This window comes from Agarivorans gilvus (assembly GCF_001420915.1).
GTDB lineage: Bacteria > Pseudomonadota > Gammaproteobacteria > Enterobacterales > Celerinatantimonadaceae > Agarivorans > Agarivorans gilvus.
This window is the reverse complement of the sequence record NZ_CP013021.1, coordinates 1,885,233-1,910,463: the sequence shown is the minus strand read 5'-3', so window position 1 is coordinate 1,910,463 and position 25,231 is coordinate 1,885,233. Positions and strand designations below refer to the sequence as shown.

The 25,231-nt window shown below is 47.6% G+C and carries 23 protein-coding genes, 1 other RNA gene and 2 pseudogenes; 21 read left to right on the top strand and 5 right to left on the bottom strand.

Annotation, left to right across the window (positions count from 1 at the left end):
• Nucleotides 1-5: 5 nt before the first annotated feature.
• A complete protein-coding gene (gene sspA, locus AR383_RS08910) occupies nucleotides 6-641 on the top strand; it encodes a stringent starvation protein SspA (protein ID WP_055732814.1) in 636 nt (211 codons plus the stop codon).
• Between the two features lie 14 nt (nucleotides 642-655).
• Entirely contained in the window at nucleotides 656-1,078 is a 423-nt protein-coding gene (locus tag AR383_RS08905) for a ClpXP protease specificity-enhancing factor (protein ID WP_055735001.1), read from the top strand.
• A gap of 56 nt (nucleotides 1,079-1,134) precedes the next feature.
• Here the strand turns inward: AR383_RS08905 and dolP are convergent, their stop codons facing one another.
• The 4 genes and pseudogenes from dolP to AR383_RS08885 all read right to left on the bottom strand — a co-directional run bounded on the left by dolP (nucleotide 1,135) and on the right by AR383_RS08885 (nucleotide 4,500).
• Nucleotides 1,135-1,707, bottom strand: a complete 573-nt coding sequence (gene dolP, locus AR383_RS08900; protein WP_055732813.1) for a division/outer membrane stress-associated lipid-binding lipoprotein — start codon at nucleotides 1,705-1,707, stop codon at nucleotides 1,135-1,137.
• A gap of 5 nt (nucleotides 1,708-1,712) precedes the next feature.
• A pseudogene (locus AR383_RS08895) lies at nucleotides 1,713-2,302 on the bottom strand (SIS domain-containing protein).
• A 1-nt stretch (nucleotide 2,303) separates the two neighbouring features.
• The gene (locus AR383_RS08890) at nucleotides 2,304-2,654 is read right to left on the bottom strand and encodes a YraN family protein (protein WP_055732811.1); all 351 of its coding nucleotides are present in this window, start codon (nucleotides 2,652-2,654) and stop codon (nucleotides 2,304-2,306) included.
• Nucleotides 2,644-4,500: a penicillin-binding protein activator gene (locus AR383_RS08885; protein WP_188407280.1), complete on the bottom strand. Its 1,857-nt coding sequence runs from the start codon at nucleotides 4,498-4,500 to the stop codon at nucleotides 2,644-2,646. The genes AR383_RS08890 and AR383_RS08885 overlap by 11 nt, the downstream gene beginning before the upstream one ends.
• A 139-nt stretch (nucleotides 4,501-4,639) precedes the next feature.
• Between AR383_RS08885 and rsmI the strand changes: the two genes are divergently transcribed.
• The 18 genes and pseudogenes from rsmI to lpxC all read left to right on the top strand — a co-directional run bounded on the left by rsmI (nucleotide 4,640) and on the right by lpxC (nucleotide 23,806).
• Nucleotides 4,640-5,479, top strand: coding sequence for a 16S rRNA (cytidine(1402)-2'-O)-methyltransferase (gene rsmI, locus AR383_RS08880; RefSeq protein ID WP_055732809.1), 840 nt, complete (start codon nucleotides 4,640-4,642; stop codon nucleotides 5,477-5,479).
• Between the two features lie 41 nt (nucleotides 5,480-5,520).
• Nucleotides 5,521-5,901: RNase P RNA component class A (gene rnpB, locus AR383_RS21125), an RNA gene on the top strand.
• Between the two features lie 344 nt (nucleotides 5,902-6,245).
• Nucleotides 6,246-6,701 carry a division/cell wall cluster transcriptional repressor MraZ gene (gene mraZ, locus AR383_RS08870; protein ID WP_055732807.1) on the top strand — a complete coding sequence of 152 codons (456 nt, stop codon included), beginning with the start codon at nucleotides 6,246-6,248 and terminating at the stop codon, nucleotides 6,699-6,701.
• Between the two features lies 1 nt (nucleotide 6,702).
• Nucleotides 6,703-7,638 (top strand): 16S rRNA (cytosine(1402)-N(4))-methyltransferase RsmH, encoded by a 936-nt coding sequence (rsmH, locus tag AR383_RS08865; RefSeq protein WP_055732806.1) that lies wholly within the window; start codon nucleotides 6,703-6,705, stop codon nucleotides 7,636-7,638.
• The gene (gene ftsL, locus AR383_RS08860) at nucleotides 7,638-7,955 is read left to right on the top strand and encodes a cell division protein FtsL (protein ID WP_055732805.1); all 318 of its coding nucleotides are present in this window, start codon (nucleotides 7,638-7,640) and stop codon (nucleotides 7,953-7,955) included. The genes rsmH and ftsL overlap by 1 nt, the downstream gene beginning before the upstream one ends.
• Nucleotides 7,955-9,685 carry a penicillin-binding transpeptidase domain-containing protein gene (locus tag AR383_RS08855; protein WP_055732804.1) on the top strand — a complete coding sequence of 577 codons (1,731 nt, stop codon included), beginning with the start codon at nucleotides 7,955-7,957 and terminating at the stop codon, nucleotides 9,683-9,685. The genes ftsL and AR383_RS08855 overlap by 1 nt, the downstream gene beginning before the upstream one ends.
• Complete coding sequence (gene murE, locus AR383_RS08850) at nucleotides 9,672-11,147, top strand: UDP-N-acetylmuramoyl-L-alanyl-D-glutamate--2,6-diaminopimelate ligase (protein ID WP_055732803.1); 1,476 nt, start codon at nucleotides 9,672-9,674, stop codon at nucleotides 11,145-11,147. Before AR383_RS08855 ends, murE begins: the two co-directional genes overlap by 14 nt.
• A complete protein-coding gene (locus AR383_RS08845) occupies nucleotides 11,144-12,523 on the top strand; it encodes a UDP-N-acetylmuramoyl-tripeptide--D-alanyl-D-alanine ligase (protein ID WP_055732802.1) in 1,380 nt (459 codons plus the stop codon). The genes murE and AR383_RS08845 overlap by 4 nt, the downstream gene beginning before the upstream one ends.
• Entirely contained in the window at nucleotides 12,517-13,599 is a 1,083-nt protein-coding gene (gene mraY / locus AR383_RS08840; protein WP_055732801.1) for a phospho-N-acetylmuramoyl-pentapeptide-transferase, read from the top strand. Before AR383_RS08845 ends, mraY begins: the two co-directional genes overlap by 7 nt.
• A 29-nt stretch (nucleotides 13,600-13,628) precedes the next feature.
• Nucleotides 13,629-14,933, top strand: a complete 1,305-nt coding sequence (gene murD / locus AR383_RS08835; RefSeq protein ID WP_055732800.1) for a UDP-N-acetylmuramoyl-L-alanine--D-glutamate ligase — start codon at nucleotides 13,629-13,631, stop codon at nucleotides 14,931-14,933.
• Nucleotides 14,930-16,135, top strand: a complete 1,206-nt coding sequence (ftsW, locus tag AR383_RS08830; protein WP_157051684.1) for a cell division protein FtsW — start codon at nucleotides 14,930-14,932, stop codon at nucleotides 16,133-16,135. The genes murD and ftsW overlap by 4 nt, the downstream gene beginning before the upstream one ends.
• Nucleotides 16,128-17,210, top strand: a complete 1,083-nt coding sequence (murG, locus tag AR383_RS08825; RefSeq protein ID WP_055732799.1) for an undecaprenyldiphospho-muramoylpentapeptide beta-N-acetylglucosaminyltransferase — start codon at nucleotides 16,128-16,130, stop codon at nucleotides 17,208-17,210. Before ftsW ends, murG begins: the two co-directional genes overlap by 8 nt.
• Nucleotides 17,211-17,214: 4 nt before the next feature.
• Nucleotides 17,215-18,669, top strand: a complete 1,455-nt coding sequence (gene murC / locus AR383_RS08820) for a UDP-N-acetylmuramate--L-alanine ligase (protein ID WP_055732798.1) — start codon at nucleotides 17,215-17,217, stop codon at nucleotides 18,667-18,669.
• Complete coding sequence (locus AR383_RS08815) at nucleotides 18,669-19,592, top strand: D-alanine--D-alanine ligase (RefSeq protein WP_055732797.1); 924 nt, start codon at nucleotides 18,669-18,671, stop codon at nucleotides 19,590-19,592. Before murC ends, AR383_RS08815 begins: the two co-directional genes overlap by 1 nt.
• Nucleotides 19,593-20,357, top strand: coding sequence for a cell division protein FtsQ/DivIB (locus AR383_RS08810; RefSeq protein ID WP_083481556.1), 765 nt, complete (start codon nucleotides 19,593-19,595; stop codon nucleotides 20,355-20,357).
• Nucleotides 20,338-21,593, top strand: a pseudogene (gene ftsA, locus AR383_RS08805) (cell division protein FtsA). Before AR383_RS08810 ends, ftsA begins: the two are co-directional and overlap by 20 nt.
• A gap of 38 nt (nucleotides 21,594-21,631) precedes the next feature.
• Nucleotides 21,632-22,780, top strand: coding sequence for a cell division protein FtsZ (ftsZ, locus tag AR383_RS08800; protein ID WP_055732796.1), 1,149 nt, complete (start codon nucleotides 21,632-21,634; stop codon nucleotides 22,778-22,780).
• A gap of 108 nt (nucleotides 22,781-22,888) precedes the next feature.
• The gene (gene lpxC, locus AR383_RS08795; protein ID WP_055732795.1) at nucleotides 22,889-23,806 is read left to right on the top strand and encodes a UDP-3-O-acyl-N-acetylglucosamine deacetylase; all 918 of its coding nucleotides are present in this window, start codon (nucleotides 22,889-22,891) and stop codon (nucleotides 23,804-23,806) included.
• Between the two features lie 23 nt (nucleotides 23,807-23,829).
• Here the strand turns inward: lpxC and AR383_RS08790 are convergent, their stop codons facing one another.
• Nucleotides 23,830-24,285 (bottom strand): DUF721 domain-containing protein, encoded by a 456-nt coding sequence (locus AR383_RS08790; protein WP_055732794.1) that lies wholly within the window; start codon nucleotides 24,283-24,285, stop codon nucleotides 23,830-23,832.
• Nucleotides 24,286-24,302: 17 nt separating this feature from the next.
• On the opposite strand from AR383_RS08790, the gene AR383_RS08785 reads away from it, so the two are divergent.
• A complete protein-coding gene (locus AR383_RS08785) occupies nucleotides 24,303-25,223 on the top strand; it encodes a peptidoglycan DD-metalloendopeptidase family protein (protein WP_083481555.1) in 921 nt (306 codons plus the stop codon).
• Nucleotides 25,224-25,231: the final 8 nt, after the last annotated feature.

Sequence of the window (25,231 nt, the reverse complement as noted above, 5' to 3'; positions counted from 1 at the left end):
ATTCAATGGCTGTAGCTGCCAACAAACGTTCGGTCATGACGCTGTACTCTGGAGCTAATGACTTATACAGTCATCAGGTGCGTATCGTTTTAGCCGAGAAGGGCGTCAGCGTAGAAATTAATCAAGTGGACCCAGATAATCTGCCGGAAGACTTAATTGATTTGAATCCGTACAGCTCTGTGCCAACTCTGGTAGATCGTGAATTGGTATTATATCAATCTCAGATCATTATGGAGTACTTGGACGAGCGCTTTCCTCATCCGCCATTAATGCCTGTTTATCCGGTATCCCGTGGCTCTAGCCGTTTGATGATGCATCGCATCAAGAATGACTGGTACTCCTTAGTGGCTCAAATCGAGAAAGGCGACAATGCCGATGCCGCGCGTAAGCAATTAACAGAAAGCTTGTTAGGCATTGCCCCAGTATTTGCCGAAATGCCTTACTTTATGAGCGAAGAGTTTAGTCTTGTAGATTGTTACTTAGCGCCTTTATTGTGGCGTTTACCTGCTCTAGGCATTGATTTGCAGGGCACTGGTGCGAAAGAAATTAAGTCTTACATGATCCGCGTGTTTGACCGCGAGTCTTTCCAAGCGTCATTAACCGATGCCGAACGCGAAATTCGTGACGGGTTTTTAGGTTAATGGCTGATAAGCAAATGACGCCTAATCGACCTTACCTAGTAAGGGCTTTCTTTGATTGGTTGTTAGATAACGAACTGACTCCTCACTTGGTGGTGGATGCCACTCGAGCAAATGTATCGGTGCCTAGCCAGTTTGTTAATGATGGGCAAATTGTTTTAAACATTTCGCCGACGGCTATCGCTGCTTTTAATATGGACCTTGAGCATATTAGTTTTAGTGCTCGATTTGGCGGTAAGCCTTTTCAGGTTTACGTTCCGATGTCCGCTGTATTAGCCATTTATGCTAGAGAAAACGGCGCAGGAACGGCCTTCGAACCGGAGCCTGCATACGAGTTAGCGGAAAGTGAAGCGTTAGAGCAACAGGATAGTGATGGTGATGGCACAGAGCCTGCCAGCACTGAGAAGGCGAAGAAGCCAACCCTAACCATTGTTAAGTAAAAAAAGCGCCTGAGGGCGCTTTTTTATGCTCTTAAGTCGAGTATTAAGGTGACTTATTAGCCTGCCTCAACCAGCTCAAATACTTTAATCACCTTGCTAACACCATTTTCATGTCTGGCGATGTCAACGGCTTTGCGTTCTTCGGCGGCGGTAACCACTCCAATTAAGAATACTTCGCTATCCTCAGTGATAACTTTGATTTTCCCTGGTGGCAATTCGCTGTCTTCGTAAATTTTGAACTTAATCTTGGTGGTGATCCAAGAGTCACTGCTGCGCACACTTAAAGGTACCGGTTGCTTTAGTCTAACTTCGTTCAGAACTTGCTCTACGCCTTTTACGTTTCGAGCGATTTGGGTAATTTGGTTGAGCGATTGCTCGTTTGGCGTTTGCCCTAAAACCAATACCCGTCCGTTTAGAACAACCACCGATAGCTTACTACTGCGCCAGATTTCCTCGGATTTACCCAAGGCATTTAGCACCTGTAATTCGATGGTTTGGTCATCTATTTGGGTGCCAACAGAACGGCGGTCGGTAGCGGCTCCTGCTGCTACCCCAGCACCAACCACAATAGCGCCGGCACAAGCTTGCAGTAGCCCAGCTAAAATGATGATGGAGATAATACGTAACATCCTGATTAATCCTCTTGTTGGGGGAATAAAGTACGGTCAATGAGGTCACATAAACCATTTAGAGCCAGTAGATGCACTTCGTTGATTCGAACGCTGTGCTCTCCGGGTACTCGAATTTCTACATCTTGCTCACTTAATAAGCCGGCCATTTCGCCGCCGTCTTTACCAGTGAGGGCAATGATGCTCATATCTCGGTTTACCGCGGCTTCCATGGCTTTAATCACATTGCGGCAATTTCCAGAATCAGAAATCGCCACTAAAATATCGCCTTGCTGGCCTAACGCTCTAATCTGTTTAGCGAATACTTCATCAAAGCTGTAGTCATTGGCAATCGCAGAGAGCACCGAACTATCGGTGCTCAGCGCTAAAGCCGGAAGGCTAGGGCGCTCGGTATCGAAACGGTTGACCAAGTTTGCCGAAAATTGCTGAGCTAAGGCTGCCGCAGAATTATTTCCGCTAATTAGCAATTTGTTACCGTTGAGTAGCGCCTGAGCAATGATTAGCGTGGCCTTTTCTATAGCCTCTGGAGGGCCTCTGCAGCGGCAATTTTAGTTTGTATGCTTTCTCTAAATATCTCTTTAATTCGTTCTTGCATCTCATTCCCCAAAGGCGTTTTGAAACCATTCTATGTAAGGCGCTTGCTCTTGAATGGCAATCACATCAAAACGTATGGCTGTATCATATTGGTTAATATTGTGTTTTTGTAAGTAATGTTGGGCGCTCAGCAAAATACGGCGTATTTTGTGTTGATCCACAGCAGCTAGCGCTCCGCCGTAGCGTTGATTAGTACGATATTTTACTTCGACAAATACCCAAATATTGTCTTGTTTGAAAATCAAGTCTATCTCACCGCGACGACAGTGATAATTCTTTTCAATGAACCTTAAGCCTTGGTCTTTTAAATAATCAGCCGCCTGTTGTTCGGCGGCTTGACCTTTATTCAGCATCGCTTTGTTGAACAGTTTCAGCTTGAATTTCCAAGGGAAGCAATTGGCCATTATGAAATTGTGTCCAAGTTAATTTTCTGCTGATTACACCTTGTTGGTCAACGCTTAGTCTGCCAGTTAAGCCACTTAGCTGGTAGTCACTGTAGCCACGCATTTGTGCCAGTTGAGGGATCAGCAGGAAAGCATCATAACCTAGACCATACAGGCGTTTCTGAGTATCTGAAGAACTAGGCCAAAGTTGCTGATGGCGTATCGCATTAACCGATTGCTGATCTAATATCCACGGCATTTCACTAACGTAGAGCCCTTCCAATTCATTTTCGCTGGTTTCGTCATTTTTATCGTAGCTGCGTGAGCTGGCATAAAGTCTTGGGGTGTTAGCAAAAGGGCTAATGGTGACGTCAATGAAGGCCTTAATTAGCTTGGTTTCGGTATTATCACCTACCAAATATAAGGCGTTTGCATCGCGTCTTGAACGTAATTCTGATTCAACATCGTGGCCGATAATTTGTTTAAATTGGTTAAGCCTTTGTTGGCTCAAATCGGTATGCAGTAGCTGGCGAATAGCTGCTTGTAGGTCGTTGCGGTTGGCATAGTTCACTACATCCACCGGAACCTCTGAGTTCAATTGCCATTCTTCAATAAATGCGTCAGCCATGCGTTTGCCCAAATTGTTTTGAGGAACCAGCAATAACGGGCTTTGCTCTTCTCGTTGGGCCATAAATTGCGCGGCTTGTTTGGCTTCATCTTCAGGCGACAAAGGGAAGAAGAATTGCTCATTTTGAGCTGTTGTTGCTACGTCATTAAGGGCCAGTAAGGGAATGCTAGGGGCTAAATCGAGCAGTTTTTTTAGCTCCGACTTCAACAGTGGCCCTACAATAAAGTCGATACCGTCTTGTTCAAACTGAGGGTATAGGCTCTCGATGCCTTGCGCTTCAGTATCATAAAACAGTAACTCGCCGCTTGTGGCGGCTGTTTTTTGTTGATCTAAGTAGGCAGAAATAAGTCCATCTTTAATGGCTAAACCATTACTTTTATATTTTCCGCTTAATGGCAACAATACCGCAATTTTGTTCGGTTGATAGGGGCTAATGCTCAGCGCCTTAGCTAAATTCCCACCCACGTAGTCTAGAGCCGGGTGCCTGGGGTAGTCTTGTTTCCAAAGCTGTAATTTGGCAATTAATTTTTCCGGCGAAGATTTAGGTTCATTACTAATTGCAACGATTTCTAACCAACCGTTTCGCAATGCGTTTCCCGGCTGTTGAAAGCTACGCAGAGTAAAAGAGCTGAGTGGTTTTAGTTGTTGCCAAATTTGTTGATGATTGTCGGCCAACTGGGCTTCATCAAGGTAATTATTTAGTTCGATTAAAGCGCCAGCGGCGGCTAAGGGATTATTTTGTTGTTGATATAAAGCGGCGCGGGTCTGGTAATAACTCAACCAATAATCATTAGGCAGGTTCCAAATAGGGTCAAAATCGAGCAGCTGTAAAGCCGCGTTAACGTGTCCGTTTAATTGCAGACCGTAAGCGCGAACCAAACTAATGCCTGCTTGTTGTGAATTAGATGCTTGAGCGCTTAAGTTATCAAGCACCGCTTCTGCTGCTTGGGTCATGCCTTGTTGGTAATAGGCTTTAGCGGCGAGAAGCTCCCAATCAAACTGTTGTTCTGGTGGCGCGATACTGGCTTGATCAAGGAAAAACTCAGCGTTGTGCTCCGGCGCGATGGCAATTGAAGGTAAATCTATTGCCACAATTGGAGGCTTAGTTGGACCGCTGGAACAGGCGGCTAGAATAAGCACCAAGCTCAAACAGAGATAACGTAGCGCTGAGTTCAGGTTATGTTTCAAGGTTAACACCACTAGTATTGTTTAGTTAGTGCCTATATTAAGAGCCAAACGCTAAATAATCCACAATCAAGGCGGTGAAAGATTGAGGCACATGACGCTTTTGATTAAAGTAGAGGCCGTTTTCATTTGAGGTCTGTTTATGTCAGCTACTGGCTCCCTGTATATTGTCGCTACTCCAATCGGTAATTTGGCTGATATCACTCTGCGTGCGCTTGAGGTATTAAAAAGCGTTGATCTGATCGCAGCTGAAGATACCCGCAATACTGGTCGACTGTTAAGCCATTATGAAATTGGCACGCGTTGCGTGGCTGTACACGATCATAATGAGCAGCAAAAAATTGCATGGTTGGAACAGCAGCTGTTGGATGGTAAAAATATCGCCTTGGTATCGGATGCGGGAACCCCGTTGATTAATGATCCTGGCTATCACCTAGTTAGCGCCTTTCGCGCTAAAGGGTATTCGGTAGTTCCTATCCCCGGTGCCTGTGCCGCTATTACGGCCTTATCGGTAGCGGGTTTAGCCACCGATAGATTTCTCTATGAAGGTTTTCTACCGGCTAAAACCAAGGCCCGCCAAGAGCGTTTAAACGAACTGCGTCAAGAGCCGCGTACAGTGGTCTTCTATGAATCTCCTCATCGTATCTTAGACAGTTTGGTGGATATCGTAACTTGCCTTGGGGCAGAGCGAGAACTGGTGCTGGCTAGAGAGCTAACCAAAACCTTTGAAACCATTCAGTCATTGCCGGCACAGCAGCTGCTCGACTGGGTTAAGGCCGACCCTAATCAGCAAAAAGGGGAGATGGTATTAATGGTAGCGGGTTATCAAAAAGCTCAGCAACAGCTGCCTGTGGAGGCCTTAGATACCTTAAAGTTGTTACAAGTTGAATTACCTTTAAAAAAGGCTGCCGCATTAACCGCAAAGATTTACGGTCTGAAGAAAAATGCGCTTTATGATTACGGCTTAAAACAGGGCGAATAAGCGCTACTCTTGCGTCTCATAGTTTGCTATAGTCCGCCACCGGAGTTGGCCAGACAATCGCTGCTTCGTCGTTGTGTGCTCTTTCGAGGGTGGCAAACGGGCGAAGGGGAGGAAAGTCCGGGCTCCATAGGGTAGGGTGCCAGGTAACGCCTGGGGGCGCGAGCCTACGACAAGTGCAGCAGAGAGAAGACCGCCGATGACCCCTTGTGGGAACAGGTAAGGCTGAAAGGGTGCGGTAAGAGCGCACCGCGTAACTGGTAACAGTTTACGGCGAGGTAAACTCCACCCGGAGCAAGGCCAAATAGGCCCCTTAAGGCGCGACCCGCGTTGGGGGCGGGTAGGCTGCTTGAGCCATTGAGCGATTAATGGCCTAGACGAATGATTGTTCACGACAAAACCCGGCTTATCGGCCAACTCCCTCAATTTTTAAGCCCTGCTGCTTTGCAACAGGGCTTTTTTGTTCTTTACATCAGTAATTCAGGAAAAACCTTCCTCTATTTTTCTCTTTTTCAGGCTGAGTGGGCCTCAAAATTAATAATTTTTGGGAATTATTTTTTTAGCTTAACACCGCTTGTAGCTTGGAATATCAAGTCTTTAGCCCCCTCTATATAAGTGCTGTTGGATTTTTGTTCATTTTCTTGCTCAAGGTCGCTTGCAAAGGCTTGGACTCGTCCTTAAACTTAGTGAATTGTGGGATAAAGTGGATCATAGTGGATCTACTTAACTAGCAACTGAATATTTAGGGATAAATGGGGAATTAACACTGATGTTACGCGGTGCCAGTTCAATCAACCTCGATGCGAAAGGGCGGCTAACTATGCCGACCCGCTATCGCGAGTGGCTGATGGACGAGTGCAACGGACATATGGTGTGCACCATTGATATTAATCATCGCTGCTTATTGCTCTACCCCTTAGCTGAGTGGGAAGAAATAGAACGTAAATTGAAGCGCTTATCCAGTATGAATCCAGCGGAGCGTCGTCTGCAGCGTTTGCTATTGGGTTATGCCGATGATTGTGAAATGGACAAGAACGGACGTTTATTAATTCCACCTCCATTACGCCAACATGCGAGTTTGGAGAAAAAAATAATGCTGGTTGGCCAACTTAATAAGTTTGAGCTGTGGTCAGAAGCACAGTGGCAGCGACAAATTGCCGCCGATATAGCCCTAGAAGAGGACGTTGATATGTTAACTGACAACCTAAAAGGTTTTTCACTTTAGTATGAGTACTGAATTTGTACACACCTCGGTACTGTTGCAAGAGTGTATCGACGGCTTGGCCATTAAAGAAGATGGTATTTATGTAGACGGAACCTTCGGTAGAGGGGGACATAGCCGTGCGATATTACAAGAGCTTGGCCCGCAGGGGCGCTTAATTGCTATCGATAGAGATCCTCGAGCCATCGAGGCCGCCAAGCAGTTTGCCGACGACCCGCGTTTTCAAATTGTTCATGGTCCATTCTCGGGCATAGAACAATACATCACCGAGCTTGGCCTAGCGAAAAAAATTGACGGAGTGTTGTTAGATTTAGGCGTGTCTTCTCCGCAGTTAGATGATGCCGAGCGCGGTTTCAGTTTTTTACGTGATGGTCCTCTGGATATGCGGATGGACACTTCACAGGGGCAAACTGCGGCGCAGTGGCTTAGTGAGGCGGCCGAGGAAGATATTGCGTGGGTGATTAAAACCTTTGGTGAAGAAAAGTTCGGCAAGCGAATTGCCCACGGCATTGTCAATGCAAGACAGGAACAAGCGCTTACCAGTACCTTACAGTTAGCCAAAATTATTGACCAAGCTTGCCCAGTGAAAGACAAGCATAAGCACCCAGCAACCCGCAGTTTTCAGGCGATTCGTATTTATATTAATAGCGAGCTGGATGAAATCGACAAGGCTTTATTAGGTGCGATGAACTGTCTGGCCACCGACGGACGTTTAGCGGTGATTAGTTTTCATTCTTTAGAAGACCGCATGGTGAAACGCTTTATTCGCAAACAGGAGCAAGGGCAGCAATTTCCGCGAGGCTTACCCTTAACCGAAGCTCAGCTCGCTAGTGGTCGTTATTTAAAAAGTCTTGGCCGAGCGATTAAACCGAGTGCAGAAGAGATCAGCCGCAACCCGCGTGCGCGTAGTTCAGTATTGCGAGTGGCCAAGCGTTTGTAATGGAAGAGTTAAGCCGCCAGCCCAATCTATTGCGGGCAATAGCGAAAGACCTATGGCGTAATAAACAACATGTGCTGTTGATGTTATTTGCCGTGATTTCGGCTTTTTGCGTGGTGTGGACAACCCATCATACGCGCATGTTTGTGGAGCAGCGCGAAAGCTTAATGATGAGCCGCGATGATTTAAATGTAGAGTGGCGGCATCTGTTAATTGAACAAAATGCTTTGGCGGAACATAGCCGAGTAGAGAGCATCGCCAAGAAGCGTTTAGGCATGCATCGACCCAAAATTGAAGAACAAGTGGTAATAACAAACTAATGAGCAGTAAAGGAAGCAAACAAACACTGTTTATTCATTGGCGCTTTGTGCTAGTGATGGCGGTGGTTTGTCTGGTGTTTACTGCCTTGGTTAGCCGTGCGGCTTTTATTCAAGTCATCGCGCCGGATAAGCTTATTGAACAAGGCGATTTACGCTCCATTCGCACTAAAATCGCTTACACCGAGCGCGGTATCATTACTGATCGCTTGGGCCATGAGTTAGCCGTAAGTGTGCCCGTTAGGGCGATTTGGGCCGACCCTAAACACGTGGTTGAGCAACATAGCTTTGAAAATAAAGAAGCGTGGGCGGCCTTAGCCAAAGTACTAGACAGTGACCTTGAGAGTTTGCAGGCTCGGGTGAATAATCCTAAGCGCCGGTTTGTTTATCTGCAGCGTCAGGTGAGTGCGGCGGTAGCCGATTATGTTGAAAAACTCAAAATCAAAGGGGTTTATCTTAAGCCTGAGTCTCGTCGATTCTATCCGACAGGGGAGGTGAGTGCTCACCTTGTTGGCTTTACCAATATTGATGATCATGGTTTGGAAGGCATAGAGCGTAGTTATGATGATTGGTTAACTGGCGAACCGGGTAAACGCCAGGTGCGTAAAGATCGTCTAGGCCGAGTGGTAGAAGATTTAGCGGTGATTCATCAGGCTAAGCAAGCGCAAAATATTGCCTTGAGTATCGACCAGCGGATCCAAGCTATCGCCTATCGTGAATTAAAAAAAGCGGTGGCCGAAACTAAAGCTACCTCAGGCAGTGTGGTGGTATTAGATATCGACACTGGCGAAGTCTTGGCCATGGCCAATAGCCCTTCATTTAATCCCAACGATCGTAAGCAGTTCCAAAGTTACCGTTATCGTAATCGCGCTATTACCGATAGTTACGAGCCCGGTTCTACAGTGAAACCTTTGTCGGTGATTGCTGCTTTGGAGCGAGATCAAATAGCGGTAAATAGTACTATTGATACCAACCCCGGCTGGATGCAAATCGGTGGGCGCCGAGTGCGCGATTCGCGTAATTATGGCGAAATCAGCCTCACTAAAGTAATTCAGAAATCCAGTAATGTGGCCACCAGTCAATTGGCTTTAAAGGTAGGAGTAGAAGGCATGTTAGATACCTTCTATAACGTGGGCTTCGGTAACGATGCTGGTTTAGGTTTGGTGGGTGAGTCTGGTGGGCAAATGCCACAACGACGCCGTTGGTCTGACTTCGAGCTGGCCACCTTATCCTTTGGTTATGGCTTAATGGTGACGCCATTACAATTGGCCCAGGCCTACGCCACCATGGGCTCTGGTGGCATTTATCGCCCAGTGTCGGTGATTAAGTTAGAAAAGCCTGCTGCTGGTGAACGGGTATTTGAAGAAGCTAAGGCTAGAGCCGTACTAGAAATGATGGAGTCAGTGATTCAAGACGGTGGTACTGGCAAAAAGGCCGCCGTGCCTGGTTACCGTGTGGCAGGTAAAACCGGTACCAGTCGTAAAGCAGTGCGTGGCGGATATGGGGATGACTATGTTGCGATCTTTGCTGGTGTGGCACCGGTGAGCAAACCCAAGCTAGCGATAGTGGTATTTGTGAATGAACCCAAAACCGATCATTACTACGGTGGCGACGTAGCCGCACCGGTGTTTTCTAAGGTGATGCAAGGGGGCTTACAATATTTGAACGTCGCCCCCGATGAACAAGGCAGTCAGGTGGTACAGTTGCAAGGAGCTGAGCATGGCAATACCTAAGCTATCAGCCTTGTTGGCTAAGTTTGCCATTAGTGGCGCACCAGACATTGAGTTCAAGGATTTGTCTTTGAATAGCCGTGAGATCAATGCTGGAGATGTGTTCGTTGCGATTAATGGTCACCAGGTTGATGGGCGAGCTTATATCGATTCAGCTTTGACTGCGGGTGCGGTGGCGGTGATTGCCGAAGCCGATGATGAAAAGAGCCACGGAAGAGTCGATTATAAAGGTGAGGTGCCATGCATTGCATTTTGGCGCTTGAGCCAACAGTTATCACAGTTAGCTGCGGCGGCTTATTTTCCTGATGGCAATCCGCTGACGCTAATCGGCGTTACTGGCACCAATGGAAAAAGTACTGTCACCCATCTAATTGCCAATTTAGCCAACCTTAGTGGTCGCTCTGCAGCAGTCATGGGCACGTTGGGAAATGGTAAACCTGGAGAGTTGCAAGCTTCGGTTAATACCACCGCCGATGCCATCACTATTCAGCGGCAATTGCGCGCCATGCATCAGCAAGGCTTTGATTTAGTGGCTATGGAAATTTCCTCCCATGGCTTGGTGCAGCAGCGAGTCGCAGCGGTACCCTTTACCGTGGCCATTTTTACTAATTTGAGTCGTGACCACCTCGATTACCACGGCAGTATGGCTGAATATGGTCGGGCTAAGCAGGCTTTGTTTAATTGGCCTAGCTTGGATTGCCGCCTGATTAACGCCGATGATGGCTTTGGTAAGCAATTATTACAGCATTATCCGTCGGCGCGTTCACTGTCTTTAGAAGATAGCGCCGCCGATTGGCAAATCATCGATTTACAGTTTAGTGAGCTAGGCGCTAGCGGCTACTTGGTTAGCCCTCAGGCTCAGCATGAAAAACTGGCCTTTCATAGCCCCTTACTAGGGCGTTTTAATGCCGACAACTTGCTCGCCGCCATCGCCTGTTTGAATCATCTTGGCCTCGACTTGCATAACATGGTTGGACAGTTGGCTAAGTTAAACGCTGTCCCTGGACGAATGGAATTATTTACCGGCAAGCGTTCGGTAGTGGTGGATTACGCACACACGCCGGATGCCTTGGATAAGGCCTTAACTGCGCTGCGTCTGCATTGTCGCGGTGAGTTGATTTGTATCTTTGGCTGTGGTGGTGACCGCGATAAAGGCAAGCGCCCACTGATGGCGAAGGTCGCGGAACAGAAGGCCGATCGCGTTATTGTGACTGATGACAATCCGCGTTTCGAAGACCCTAAAGCGATAGTGGACGATATTCTGTTGGGCTTTGAACAAGAGCACAATGTGTCGGTGATTCACCAGCGTCGCGAAGCGATTGCTTACGCTATTGAGCATTCTCAGCCCCAAGATATTATTTTGGTGGCTGGCAAAGGCCATGAAACCTACCAGATTATTGGTGCAGAGGTGCGTCACTACGATGAGCGAGCTTTGGTTCAATCTTTTGTGGAGGTGTCGTCATGATATCGCTGCACCTTGCAGAGTTGACTCAAGTGCTAAATGCCCGTTTACATGGTGATGATTGTGTCATCGACGCCATTAGTACCGATACTCGCAAGGCGATGTCTGGGGCTTTATTTATCGCCCTCTCGGGAGAGCGTTTCGATGCCCACGATTTTGCCGATAAAGCTGTAGAGCAGGGCGCTGCGGCCTTACTGGTTGAACGTCCGCTAACCCAGGCTGTGCCGCAACTGGTGGTAGAAGATACACGGATCGCTTTAGGCCAGCTCGCCAGTTATGTGCGTGAAAAATTGAACTTAGCTTGCTGTGCGATAACAGGCAGTAATGGCAAGACCACGGTTAAAGAGATGAGTTCGGCCATTTTGGGGCAAGCGTTTAATGTCTTGGCTACCCAAGGCAATTTTAATAACGATATTGGAGTACCTTTATCCCTATTAAGAGCCACCGAACAGCATCAATTAGGCGTATTAGAGCTTGGTGCCAATCATATCGGTGAAATCGCCTATACCGTTAAGTTAGTACAGCCTAAAGTGGCACTGATTAACAATGTCTCGGCGGCGCACATTGAAGGTTTTGGCTCGCAGCAAGGGGTGCTTAAAGCTAAGTCGGAACTGTTTGCTGGTTTAGGCAAAGAGCAACTGGCCTTATGCGAATATGCCAGTGACTATCAAGATTATCTCGATCAGGCGGCGAAGCCCGCTCAAGTTCAGCACTTCTCTTTAGATGATGCGGCAGCGGATTATTACGCTAGTGCTATTCAAGCTTTGGGGCTGCAAGGCAGTCGCTTCAACTTACATACTCCCATGGGGCAAATTGAGCTGCAGATTAACTTAGCCGGTTTGCATAATGTGAAGAATGCGGTAGCGGCAAGTGCTTTAGCATTGAACATGGGCGCCAGCCTAACCCAGGTACAGCAGGGTTTAGCTTCTATGGCTGCGGTTCCCGGTCGTTTAAACCTTCAGCCTTTAACTTCTAGCATTGATTTAATTGATGATAGTTACAACGCCAACCCGGCATCTTTTAAAGCCGCGATTAGTATTTTGGCGGGTTTTGAAGGTAAGCGCTTCCTAATCGCCGGGGCCATGGGAGAGATGGGCAAACAAACGAAACAGGCGCATCAAGACTTAATTCATCTGGCACTTGACAGTGACATCAGCTTGTATTCTTATGGCGCGTCTTTTGATGAGGTGTTGGCTGAAATGAGCCTTACTTCGTTAGCGTACGACAACCATGACACACTCACCAAGCAGTTGATTGCCGCTTTAGAGCAGCAAGGCGAACAAGCCTGCTTAGTCTTGGTGAAAGGGTCTCGTTCGACCCACATGGAAAAAGTCGTTCAACAGTTACAGCAACATTTTAAAAAGGGTTTGCCATGTTAGTTTGGTTGGCGGAGTATCTGCAGCAGTATTTTAGTGGATTTTCGCTATTTGCTTATTTAACTTTTCGAGCAATTGTCAGCATTTTAACGGCTTTAGTGTTTGGTTTATGGATGGGACCAAAGCTAATCCGTCGCCTACAGTTGTTACAGATCGGTCAAACCGTTCGCAATGACGGTCCCGAGTCTCATCTCAGTAAGTCTGGTACTCCGACCATGGGTGGGGTGCTGATCATCGCTTCGGTATTTTTATCCACCTTGTTATGGGCGCGTTTAGATAATCCCTATGTTTGGGTGATGCTATTCGTCTTCGGCAGCTATGGTGCGATTGGTTTTGTTGACGATTATCGCAAGGTGATCCGCAAAGATTCGGCCGGTTTAATTGCCCGTTGGAAGTACTTTTGGCAATCGGTAGTAGCGCTAGTGGTAGCGCTATATTTGTATTGGAGTGCCGACTCTGCCGCTCAAACCCAATTGGTATTACCGTTCATTAAAGACATCATGCCACAACTGGGCTGGTTGTTTATTCCGCTGACGTATTTGGTGATAGTGGGCAGCAGTAATGCCGTTAACTTAACTGACGGTTTAGATGGCTTAGCCATTATGCCCAGTGTGATGGTGGCTTCTGCGTTTGCGCTAATCGCTTATCTGACAGGGCACGTTAACTTCTCCAGCTATTTATTCATTCCTTATATACCCGCTGCTAGCGAGTTAGTGGTGGTATGTACCGCCATGGTAGGCGCTGGTTTAGCCTTTTTATGGTTTAACACTTATCCAGCGCAAGTTTTCATGGGCGATGTGGGTTCTTTAGCCTTGGGGGCCGCCTTAGGTGTGGTAGCGGTGTTGGTGCGTCAAGAATTGCTCTTGGTGATCATGGGCGGCGTATTTGTGATGGAAACCGTTTCGGTGATCTTACAAGTGGGCTCTTACAAGTTGCGCGGCCAACGCATTTTTCGCATGGCGCCAATCCATCATCACTATGAATTAAAAGGTTGGCCAGAGCCGCGAGTGATTGTGCGGTTTTGGATTATATCGTTGATTTTAGTATTAATCGGTTTAGCCACCTTGAAGGTGCGCTAGAGCGAACTAGCAAAGAATGAGAGGGAAAAGTGAGTAAATTGCAGCCACAACAACGTTATGCAGTCGTTGGCCTTGGAGCCAGCGGCTTGAGTTGTGTGCGCTTTTTACTGCAGCACAATATTAAGCCTTTAGTCTGTGATACTCGTGAGCATCCTGCGGGTCTTGATGCTCTGCCAGCCGAGCTTGAAGTTGTTACCGGCGGCTTACCGCAGCAGGCCTTGTTGGATTGTGATGTGGTGTTGGTGAGCCCCGGCGTGGCTTTGGCTACGCCCGAGTTACAAGCTTTGGCCAAAGCTGGCGTGCAGCTGATTGGCGACGTCGAGCTGTTTTGTCACTACGCCAAGGCGCCAATAGTGGCGATTACCGGTTCCAATGGTAAGAGTACTGTTACCAGTTTGGTGGGTGAAATGGCCAAACAGGCCGGTTTAAATGTGGCGGTGGGCGGCAACATTGGTGTGCCGGCGCTCGACTTACTCGACCCTCAGGTTCAGCTGTATGTTTTGGAATTATCCAGTTTTCAATTAGAAACGACCCATAGCTTACGCGCCAAGGCGGCAACGGTATTAAATATTAGCGAAGACCATATGGACCGTTACGCCGGTCTGAACGAATACATTGCGGCTAAGCATAAAATTGCTCATCAGGCCGAGCAGTTAATAGTGAACTTGGACGATCCGCAATCGTGGGTTGATGATAGCCCTGCTAGCCGAATCACCTTCTCTATACAGCAAACGGCTGATTTCTCGTTAAGTCACGATCAGGCTTATTTACTGCGTGGCGAAAAAACCTTATTGGAAACCAGCGCTCTGGCCTTAGTGGGCACTCACAATTACGCCAATATTCTGGCTTCCTTAGCCTTAGCTGAAGCAGTCGGTATCGACTTAGACGCCAGCCTTTGCGCCGCCAAAAAATTTGCAGGCTTAGCGCACCGTTGTCAGCTGGTAGCGCGTAAAAACGGCATTGCTTGGATTAATGACTCTAAAGCCACCAATGTGGGCGCTACCTTAGCGGCCTTGCAAGGCTTGTCTGGTAACTCGGGCCGCTTGTGGTTAATTGCTGGTGGTGACAGTAAAGAAGGGGATTTAAGCGAGCTTAAAGCGGCCTTTGCCAAATTGGCCGGTGTGGTGGCGTTTGGCAAAGATAAGCAACGTTTTGTTGAACTAGCAAATAACGTTTATTTGCGTGACGATTTAGAGTCTGCTTTTGCGTGGTGCGCGGAGCAAGCTGAGTCGGGCGATACCGTATTGTTATCGCCAGCTTGCGCCAGCCTTGATATGTACAAAAACTTTGAAGCGCGTGGTCAGCACTTCTGCCAGCTGGTGGAGGCCTTATGAGAATAATGGCGAAACCACAGTGGTTTGAAAATATTGCTGCACGTTTGAGCGGGCCACAAGGCGCTGTTCAAGAGCCCTTATTGTTTGACCGTCACTTGTTGTGGTTGGCTCTGTGTTTGATGTTGCTGGGCTTAGTCATGGTCGCTTCTTCATCTATCCCCGAAGGGATCGCGATGAATAATGACCCCTTCCGTTTTGCTAAGCGCCACGGCGTGTATTTGCTGTTGTGCTTATGCGCCATTGCCTTTGTGGTGCAAATTCCAGTGGCTTGGTGGCAGAGTCATAATGCTAAATTGTTATTGGCGGCGGTGGTGGCCTTAGTGCTTGTATTGGTGGTGGGGCGCAATATTAACGGCAGTAGTCGTTGGATTGGTCTTGGTCCGCTTAATATTCAGCCCGCCGAATTTGCCAAGTTAGCCTTGTTCACTTATTTGGCTGGGTATTTAGTGCGCCGGCATGAACAAGTTCGAGAGAACTTAAAAGGCTTTTTGAAGCCACTTATCGTGTTCTTCTTTTTAGCGGTATTGCTGCTTGCGCAACCCGATTTAGGCAGTGTGGTGGTGATGTTTGTAACCACCGTTGGCATGTTGTTTCTGGCCGGCGCAAAACTGATTCAGTTCTTTGGATTAATCTTTACCGGGGTGGTAGCAGTGGTGACCTTGGTGATTGCTGAACCTTATCGAATGCGCCGAGTGTCTTCCTTCCTCGACCCCTGGCAAGATCCTTTTGGTAGTGGTTATCAGCTAACTCAGTCACTAATGGCCTTTGGCCGAGGCGATTGGTTTGGTGAAGGTTTAGGTAACTCGATTCAAAAATTGGAGTACTTGCCTGAAGCTCATACCGATTTCGTGGTGGCGGTTTTGGCCGAGGAACTGGGCTTTATCGGGGTATGCACGGTATTGCTATTACAGGTATTGCTGGTGAGTAGGGCCTTGCGTATTGGCAAACAAGCCTTGTTAGCGGAACAGGCTTTTGCCGGCTATTTAGCTTGTGGCATTGGTATTTGGTTTAGTTTTCAAACCATGGTGAATGTGGGCGCGGCATCGGGCTTAGTGCCAACTAAAGGTTTGACGCTTCCTTTGATCAGTTACGGTGGTTCTAGTTTATTAGCTATGTCTGTTGCGGTGGCAGTGTTGCTGCGCATTGACCATGAGCTGCGCTTGGCCAAGTGTCAGGCCTATAAGCGAGGTGCTCATGGTTGAAGTTAAACAACACAAATTACTAGTGATGGCGGGCGGCACTGGTGGGCATGTGTTCCCCGGTCTCGCAGTGGCCGATCTTCTGCGCCAACAAGGCTGGGATGTATCTTGGTTAGGCACCGCCGAGCGTATGGAAGCTCGCTTGGTTCCCCAATATGGTTACCCGATTAACTTTATTAGCATTAAAGGGGTGAGAGGTAATGGTGTTATGCGTAAGCTGGCCGCGCCTTTCAAATTGCTTAATGCCATTCGTCAAGCTAGGGCAGTAATCAAAGCCTATCAGCCCGACGTGGTATTGGGCATGGGCGGCTTTGCCAGTGGCCCCGGTGGTATTGCTGCCTGGTTATTAGGCAAGCCTTTAGTTTTGCATGAGCAAAATGCAGCCGCCGGCTTAACTAATAAAGTACTGAGTAAAATTGCTAGAAAATGTTTGAGCGCCTTTCCTGGAGCCCTAGCAAATGCTCAAGTGGTGGGAAATCCTTTGCGTCAATCGGTGTTGAGTTTACCGCCTAAAACAGCCGGTGAGGCTGGTGGTTATAAGCTATTGGTAATTGGTGGCAGCCTCGGTGCCCAGGTGTTTAATCAGCACTTGGCGGCAGGCATCAAACAAAGTGGCCTAGATCTTAAAGTTTGGCATCAGGCGGGGGCCGATAAGCAAGCCAGTGCTGAGGCTGCCTACCAACAGCAGCAACTTGATGAGAATTTAAGTGAAGCCCCTAAAATTGTTGAGTTTATTGATGATATGGCAGCAGCATATCAGTGGGCTGATGTGATACTCTGTCGCGCTGGCGCTTTAACGGTATCAGAAGTCGCTGCGGCAGGGGTTCCGGCAATATTTGTGCCTCTGCCCTATGCCGTGGATGATCACCAAACAAAAAATGCGGCGTTTTTAGTAGAAGCCAAGGCGGCACGCTTAATTAAACAAGCTGATTTTTCGCCGCAACAAATCGCGGCAGTGTTAAATGAATTTGCAGATCCTAGCTTGCGCTTAACTTGCGCGAATAATGCTAGGAAGCAGGCAAGCTATGACGCTACTGAACAGGTAGCGGCGGTATGCCAAAGCTTAATAAAAGAGTAAATAGATGAGTAAAGTTGAGTTAGCTAAATTACGTACCATGATCCCTGAAATGCGCAAGGTGAAACGTATTCACTTTGTTGGCATTGGCGGGGCAGGCATGGGCGGCATTGCTGAAGTATTAGCTAATGAAGGCTATCAGATTTCTGGCTCGGATCAGGCCTATAGTCCGATGACAGAGCGTTTACAAGCGGTAGGGGCAGAAGTGTTTTTGGGGCATCAGCCAAGCAACATAGCGGGCGCTCATGTGGTAGTGGTATCAACGGCTATTAAAGAAGATAACCCAGAGGTTGAAGCGGCGCGCGCTGCGCGTATTCCAGTGGTTCGCCGCGCTGAAATGTTGGCCGAATTAATGCGTTATCGCCATGGCGTAGCGGTAGCAGGGACTCATGGTAAAACCACGACTACTAGCCTAATTGCCAGCATCTATGGTCAAGCTGAGTTAGACCCGACCTTTGTTATCGGCGGTCTACTTAACAGCGCTGGCACCAATGCCCGCCTAGGCAGTAGTCGTTATTTGATTGCTGAGGCCGACGAAAGCGATGCCTCGTTTTTGCATTTGCAACCGATGGTAGCGGTGGTCACTAATGTGGAACCAGATCACATGGAAACCTATGGTGGCGATGAAGCTCAGCTGCATGCTACTTTCATCGATTTTCTGCATAATTTGCCGTTTTATGGTGTTGCGGTAATGTGTATTGACGATGCCGGGGTTAGAGACTTATTACCGAAGATTGGACGTCAGATCATCACCTACGGTTTTTCTGAGGGCGCCGATGTTCAAATTAAAGATTTTGTACAGCAGGGGGATCGCTGCTGCTTTAGTGTGCACCGTCATGGCTGTGAGCAATTAGATATTTGTTTGAATATGCCGGGCGAGCACAACGCTTTAAACGCTGCCGCGGCGATAGCGGTAGCCAGTGAAGACGGTATTGCTGATAGCGCTATTGTAGAAGCGCTGAATCGCTTTGCCGGTATCGGTCGTCGTTTTCAGCAATACGGTGAATTTGACACTGGTAAGGGCTCGGTATTGCTGGTGGATGATTACGGTCATCACCCTACTGAAGTACAGGCCACGCTTAAAGCAGCTAGAGCGGCTTGGCCTGAACGCCGCCTAGTAATGGCATTTCAGCCTCACCGTTATTCACGTACCCGCGATCTCTACGAAGATTTTGTGGATGTATTGGCGCAGGTAGACAGTTTGTTGCTGCTAGAGGTGTACTCGGCCGGTGAAGACGTGATTGCTGGTGCCGATAGTCGCGCCTTGTGTCGTAGCTTACGGCAGCGCGGTTTAGAGCCGATTTATGTAAAACAACCCGATGAGTTGAATGCTTTGCTTGCTGATGTATTGCAAGATGGCGACGTGCTGCTGACCCAGGGCGCGGGAAATATTGGCGTATTGGCCCGTCAATTGGGCGAGTTGCAGCTCAATATTAGTAAGTTGAAAGGTAGTAATAGTTAATGGCGAGTGTACGAATGAAGCGAGTAGCCGTGTTGTATGGCGGTGATTCAGCCGAGCGTGAAGTGTCTTTAAGATCAGGCAAAGCGGTGCTGGCTGGTTTGTTGCGCGCGGGCATCAATGCCGAGGGTATAGATACACGTGATGTCGATTTGAGCTTGCTGAAACAAAAAAAATACAGCCATGTGTTTATTGCCTTACATGGGCGTGGTGGAGAAGACGGCACTTTACAAGGGGCTTTAGAGTATTTGAATTTGCCTTATACCGGCAGTCGGGTCTTGGGTTCTGCTTTGGCGATGGATAAGATCCGCTGTAAACAGATTTGGCAAAACCTGGGCTTGCCCACTGCGGCTTACGCGATTGTTGAAAAACAAACTTACCAAGCCGAGCAGGCTGAGGCTATGTTGCAGCAACTGGGCGGGGACGTGATTGTAAAACCGGCGCTAGAAGGCTCCAGTATTGGAATGGCTAAGGCAAGTACAGCGAAGCAGCTTGAGCAAGCGATTAACGATGCTTTTGCTTATGACTCGCGAGTATTGGTAGAGCAGTGGATTAGCGGTGCGGAGTACACGGTATCGATACTGGGTGATCAAGTCTTGCCTTCAATTAGAATGCAAACACCACATGCTTTTTATGATTACGACGCTAAGTATCAGAGTAATTCTACCGAGTATTTTTGCCCTAGTGGACTGAGCGAACAACAAGAGCAAGAGTTGGCCGAAATTGCCATGCAAGCCTTTAAAGCGGTGGACTGTGAAGGCTGGGGACGGGTTGATTTTATGGCCGATGCGCAGGGCAACTGGTATCTCTTGGAAGTGAACACTTCGCCGGGGATGACTGAAAAGAGTTTGGTGCCAATGGCAGCCAAACAGCATGGATTAAGCTTCGACCAATTGGTTGTGAGCATATTGGATTTGGCGCACTAAATGATGCAATGGCAGCTAAATGAACAACAAAAACAACGCCTTGGCTACTGGGCCGGAGTGGTTTTTTTTGTTGTTGTGTTGTTTAGTTTGGCCTATGCGGTTAACTCGGTTTATCGCAGTGTTAGTGATAAGCACTTGAGCCCGATGCAGCGTTTGTTGGTATCGGGTAAGCGCGACTATGTGCTAGATGAAGAGTTACAACAAAGTTTGGCGGCACTGCCCGAGGCGGGTAATTTTTTTAGTTTGGAAGTGTCTGAGGTAAAGCAGCAATTAGAGCGCTTGCCTTGGGTGAAACAGGTCACGGTGCGTAAGCAATGGCCTGATAAGCTATCGATTGCCTTGCAAGAGCAACAAGTAGTGGCACGCTGGAACAATGCAGCCTTGCTTAATCAGCAAGGTGAAATATTTGAAGCGCCGCAGCAACGCATCAGTGTTGAGTTGGCTTCGTTAGCTGGACCAGACGAACAAGCGGAGCGAGTGCTCACTACTTTTCGTCAGCTGCAGCGAGTATTACAAGGTCGCCAGTTAAGCATTAGTAGCTTGGCCTTGAATGAGCGGCATGCTTGGCAAGTGGAATTAACCGGCGGCATCTTACTCAAGTTGGGTAAGGAAGATAAGCTCAATCGAATTGAGCGTTTTGTATCGGTTTATCCGCAGCTTCAAGCGGATAACGTGGAATATGTAGATTTACGCTATGACACTGGTTTTGCAGTGGGATGGAAGAAACGGGAAGGTTTGGTAAGTAATGACCAAAGTAACGGATAGAAAGCTAATCGTTGGCCTAGACATCGGCAGCGCCAAAATTACCGCGTTAATCGGTGAAGTATTGCCGGGTAATGAGATGAGTATCATCGGTGTGGGTAGTCATCCGGCCAAGGGTATGGATAAAGGCGGCGTAAACGATCTCGACTCGGTAGTGAAGACCGTGCAGCGCGCCCTGCAAGAAGCTGAGTTGATGGCCGATTGTAAGATTAGCTCTGTTTACCTTGGGGTGTCGGGTCGCCATATTCGTTGCTTAAACGAAAAAGGCATGGTGCCAATTAGTGATGAGGAAGTGACTCAGGATGATGTAGATAATGCTATTCATACTGCTAAGTCAATTAAACTGCCCGACGAGCACCGTATCTTGCACGTATTGCCGCAGGAATTTGCCATCGATTTCCAAGAGGGGATTAAAAACCCGATTGGTTTGTCGGGGTGAGAATGGAAGCCAAAGTCCACTTAATTGCCTGTCACAATGACATGGTGAAGAACATCGTTAAGTGTGTTGAGCGCTGCGATTTAAAAGTGGATCAGTTAATTTTTTCTGCTTTGGCTTCTAGCTACGCGGTATTAACTGAAGATGAAAAAGAGCTGGGTGTTTGCGTGGTCGACATTGGTTCAGGCACCATGGATATTGCGGTGTATACCAGTGGCGCTTTGCGTCATACCTCGGTGATCCCTTTTGCTGGTAATTCGGTGACTCGCGATATTGCTACGGTATTTGGGACTCCGCTCAACGATGCAGAAGCGGTAAAGGTGCGTTACGGTTGCGCCTTGGGCAGCATGGTGGGGCGTGATGATACCATTGAAGTACCCAGTGTGGGTGGCAGGCCTTCGCGTAGCTTACAACGCCAAACTTTGGCAGAGGTGATTGAGCCTCGCTACAGCGAGTTATTTGGCATGATTAAAGCCAAGCTAGATGAGTTGGCAGATGATTTACAGACTCAAGGTTGTAAGTTGCAACTAGGAGCAGGTGTGGTGCTTACCGGTGGAGCAGCACAGATAGAAGGTGTAGTGGAATGCGCCGAAAACATTTTGCAGTGTCAGGTACGGGTTGGCTCAGCCAACAAAGTTGCCGGCCTGACTGAATACGTACAGGCACCAACTTACTCAACAGCAGTGGGGTTGTTGCATTACGGCATGGAAAACCAGAGCGAAAAACCGATTGAAGTGAAAAACATCAGTGGGGTGAGCAACATTGCTAAGCGTTTGCATAGCTGGTTTAAAGGTGAATTTTAGTTTTTGCTAAGTAGCGAAAATCAAGCGGAGAGAGAACTATGTTTGAGATTATGGATAGTCATACCGATGAAGCGGTAATTAAAGTTGTTGGCGTTGGTGGCGGCGGCGGTAATGCTGTTGAACACATGGTGGCTCAGTCAATTGAGGGTGTTGAATTCATCACCATCAATACCGATGCCCAAGCCTTACGTAACTCTGGTGCAGACAATACCTTACAAATTGGTGGGGCCATCACCAAGGGTTTAGGTGCTGGTGCTAACCCAGAGGTGGGTCGCGAAGCGGCGATGGAAGATCGTGATGCCATCATGAGCCAATTGCAGGGCGCCGATATGGTATTTATTGCTGCCGGCATGGGTGGTGGTACCGGTACTGGTGCAGCGCCAGTGGTAGCCGAAGTAGCTAAAGAGCTGGGTATTCTTACCGTAGCAGTGGTGACCAAACCTTTTGGTTTCGAAGGTAAAAAGCGCAGTAGCTATGCCCAACAAGGGATTGAGCAACTGAGTAAAAATGTCGATTCATTAATCACCATTCCTAACGACAAGTTGTTAAAAGTATTAGGTCGCGGTGTCTCTTTGTTGGATGCCTTTAAAGCGGCTAACAACGTATTGCTAGGTGCAGTACAGGGGATTGCCGAGTTAATTACTCGTCCTGGTTTAATCAACGTGGATTTCGCCGACGTTCGTACGGTAATGCGTGAAATGGGTACCGCCATGATGGGTACCGGTATTGCCTCTGGTGAAGACCGTGCTGAAGAAGCCGCCGAGTTGGCGATTTCTAGCCCCTTATTAGAAGATGTCGACCTAGCTGGTGCACGTGGTATTTTGGTAAACATTACTGCTGGCTTTGATATGAGCATTGAAGAGTTTGAAACCGTGGGTAATGCGGTTAAAGGCTTTGCTTCTGAGAATGCCACGGTTGTGGTGGGTGCGGTTATCGACCCAGAAATGAGCGATGAATTGCGAGTCACTGTGGTTGCCACAGGTATTGGTGCCGAACGTCGCCCAGATATTTCAATAGTTAAGACGCAACAAGCAGTAAATGCTGAGCCTGTTTCACACTCAATGACTATGGATTCAGCTCCTGTTGCCGAAGAAAAAGCTGCGGTGGTAAACGCTGAGCCGCGCACTAGCTCAAGTGATGGTGACTATTTAGACATTCCAGCATTCTTGCGTCGCCAAGCAGATTAATCTGTTATTAAATGGTCAAGTTTTAGACATATGTTTGTGATCAGATTCAAACTTGTGTTAAGATGTCGGACCATCTAGTTTATTGGTCGTAGAAGCAGAGGAAAATTTATGCTTAAACAACGGACTCTTGAAAAGTCAGTACAAGCGACAGGGATCGGTTTGCACTCAGGACATAAGGTCACTATGGTCTTGCGTCCAGCGCCTGCAAATACAGGTATCCTGTTCAATCGTACCGATCTCGATCCGGTTGTAACGATCCCTGCAAAAGCAGAATTGGTACGTGACACTATGTTATGTACCTGTTTAATTGATGATGCTGGTAACCGTATTTCTACGGTTGAGCATTTGATGGCTGCGATTGCTGCGTTAGGCTTGGATAACTTAATTATTGATGTTGATGCCCCAGAACTGCCGGTGATGGATGGCAGCTCAAGCCCGTTTGTATTTTTATTACAGTCGGCAGGCATTGAAGAACAAGCTGCGGCGAAGAAGTTTATTCGTATTAAGCAAGCTATCCGTGTTGAACACGAAGATAAGTGGGCCGAATTATTGCCAAGCAATGACGGCTTCACCATTGATTTTTCTATTGATTTTGATCACCCAGCGATGGAAGGGCGTAATCAGCAGATTTCAATGAACTTCTCTGCGGATAGTTTTGTAAAAGATATTAGTCGTGCTAGAACCTTTGGTTTTATGCGTGACATTGAGTATCTTCAATCGAAGAACTTAGCCCTTGGCGGTAGTTTAGAAAATGCCGTAGTGTTAGATGAATATCGCATTCTTAACGAAGATGGCCTTCGTTATGAAGATGAATTTGTTAAGCACAAGCTGTTAGATGCAGTGGGTGATTTATATATGGCAGGTTTGCCTATACTAGGTCATTTACGTGCCCATAAATCGGGACATGCATTAAATAACAATTTAGTTCGAGCTTTATTAGAACAACAACATGCTTGGGAAATTGTCACCTTTGAAGACAAGTCCGAAGCACCTGCTGCCTATCAGCAAACTGTTTTTAGTTTCTAATACCTCAAATTGGTCGGCGCTGGCTAACTCTCTCCGCTCAGCGCCGCTAATTTCTCTAGCTTCTCTCTTAGTTCATCCGGTACGTGTTGTGCCAATTCTGTGATATGTTTAGCTGCTTGAGGGCTTAGCTGGCGTTTTCCAGTGCTTTTTTGTTCAGCTTCTGGTTTAATGTTCTTCAATTCGGGATTTATTTTTAGTTCCAAACTGACAACACCTGGTAAGGCTTTACGTAGCTCGCTAAGCAATTCAAAACGAAACTGTTTTAGCCGAGTTAACCATGCAGAACTAGGTGCTTCGATAATGGCGACTCCCTGACGCATATTAACGATACGGCATTGCTGTAGTTTATAGCGTGTCAGCACCTCACTCGATAATTGCTGTAGGCGAGCTCGTTGTTGCAGCGGTTGCTCAATTTGGGCAAATTGCTTTTGGTGAAAGATGCGCTCAATGGGAAGCGGTTGATGTTGTCGTTTGGACATAAGTTTATTAGTTAGGTATGAGATTAAGTTTAGTATACGCGCATAAAGGCGAGACAAGAACTATTCGATTAAATCCGCTTAGGCTGGCATGGTTTGCTTTCTTGTTGGTGGCGTTTTTATGCAGTGTCGCTTTATGGGGTGTTCAGCAATACCAAAATTTAGCGACCAAGCAGGTTCAGTTGCTGGCTCAGCTCGACCAGCTACGAGCAGAGCCTAAGTTGCAGCAGTTTGAGACGCAATTGCGTCAGCGTTACTCCCAGTTGGCGAGTAAAGTTGGCCAGATGCAGGCGGAAATGACTCGCTTAAATGCTTTAGGCGCTCGTTTAGTGGAAGATAACGAGTTGGCCGCAGAGTTTGATTTCTCCAACAGCCCTCCAATGGGCGGACCTATGCTTGAGTTTGCTGGTAGTTCGCAGCCCGAAAATTTATTTTTTGATTTAAATGAATTAGAGCAACAGCTCGGTTTACATAAAAAATCCCTCTCCTTGCTTGAATCTTGGCAACAAAGTCACCATCTAGCTACTAGCAGTTATATTTCTGGTTGGCCAGCTCGAGGTCCAGGAGTTTGGATTTCGTCGCCGTTTGGTACTCGGGTTGATCCCTTTACTAAACGTAAGGCGCGTCACAAAGGGGTAGATATTGCCGGTAAAGAAGGCACCCCGATCCGTTCAGTAGGGGCTGGAGTGGTTGTGTGGGCTGGCGAGCGTTTGGGTTACGGCAACTTAGTTGAAGTTGAACATGGTAACGGAATGGTAACGCGTTACGCGCATGCTAAAGCAGTATTAGTAAAAGAAGGTGATGTGGTAAATAAAGGGGATGAAATAGCCTTAATGGGCAGCACTGGCCGCTCTACAGGTTCTCATGTGCACTTTGAAGTGCTTAAGCATGGTCGTCAGTTGAACCCCAGCCAGTTTATTTACCGCAAAACCAATGCCTAGAAAATTGG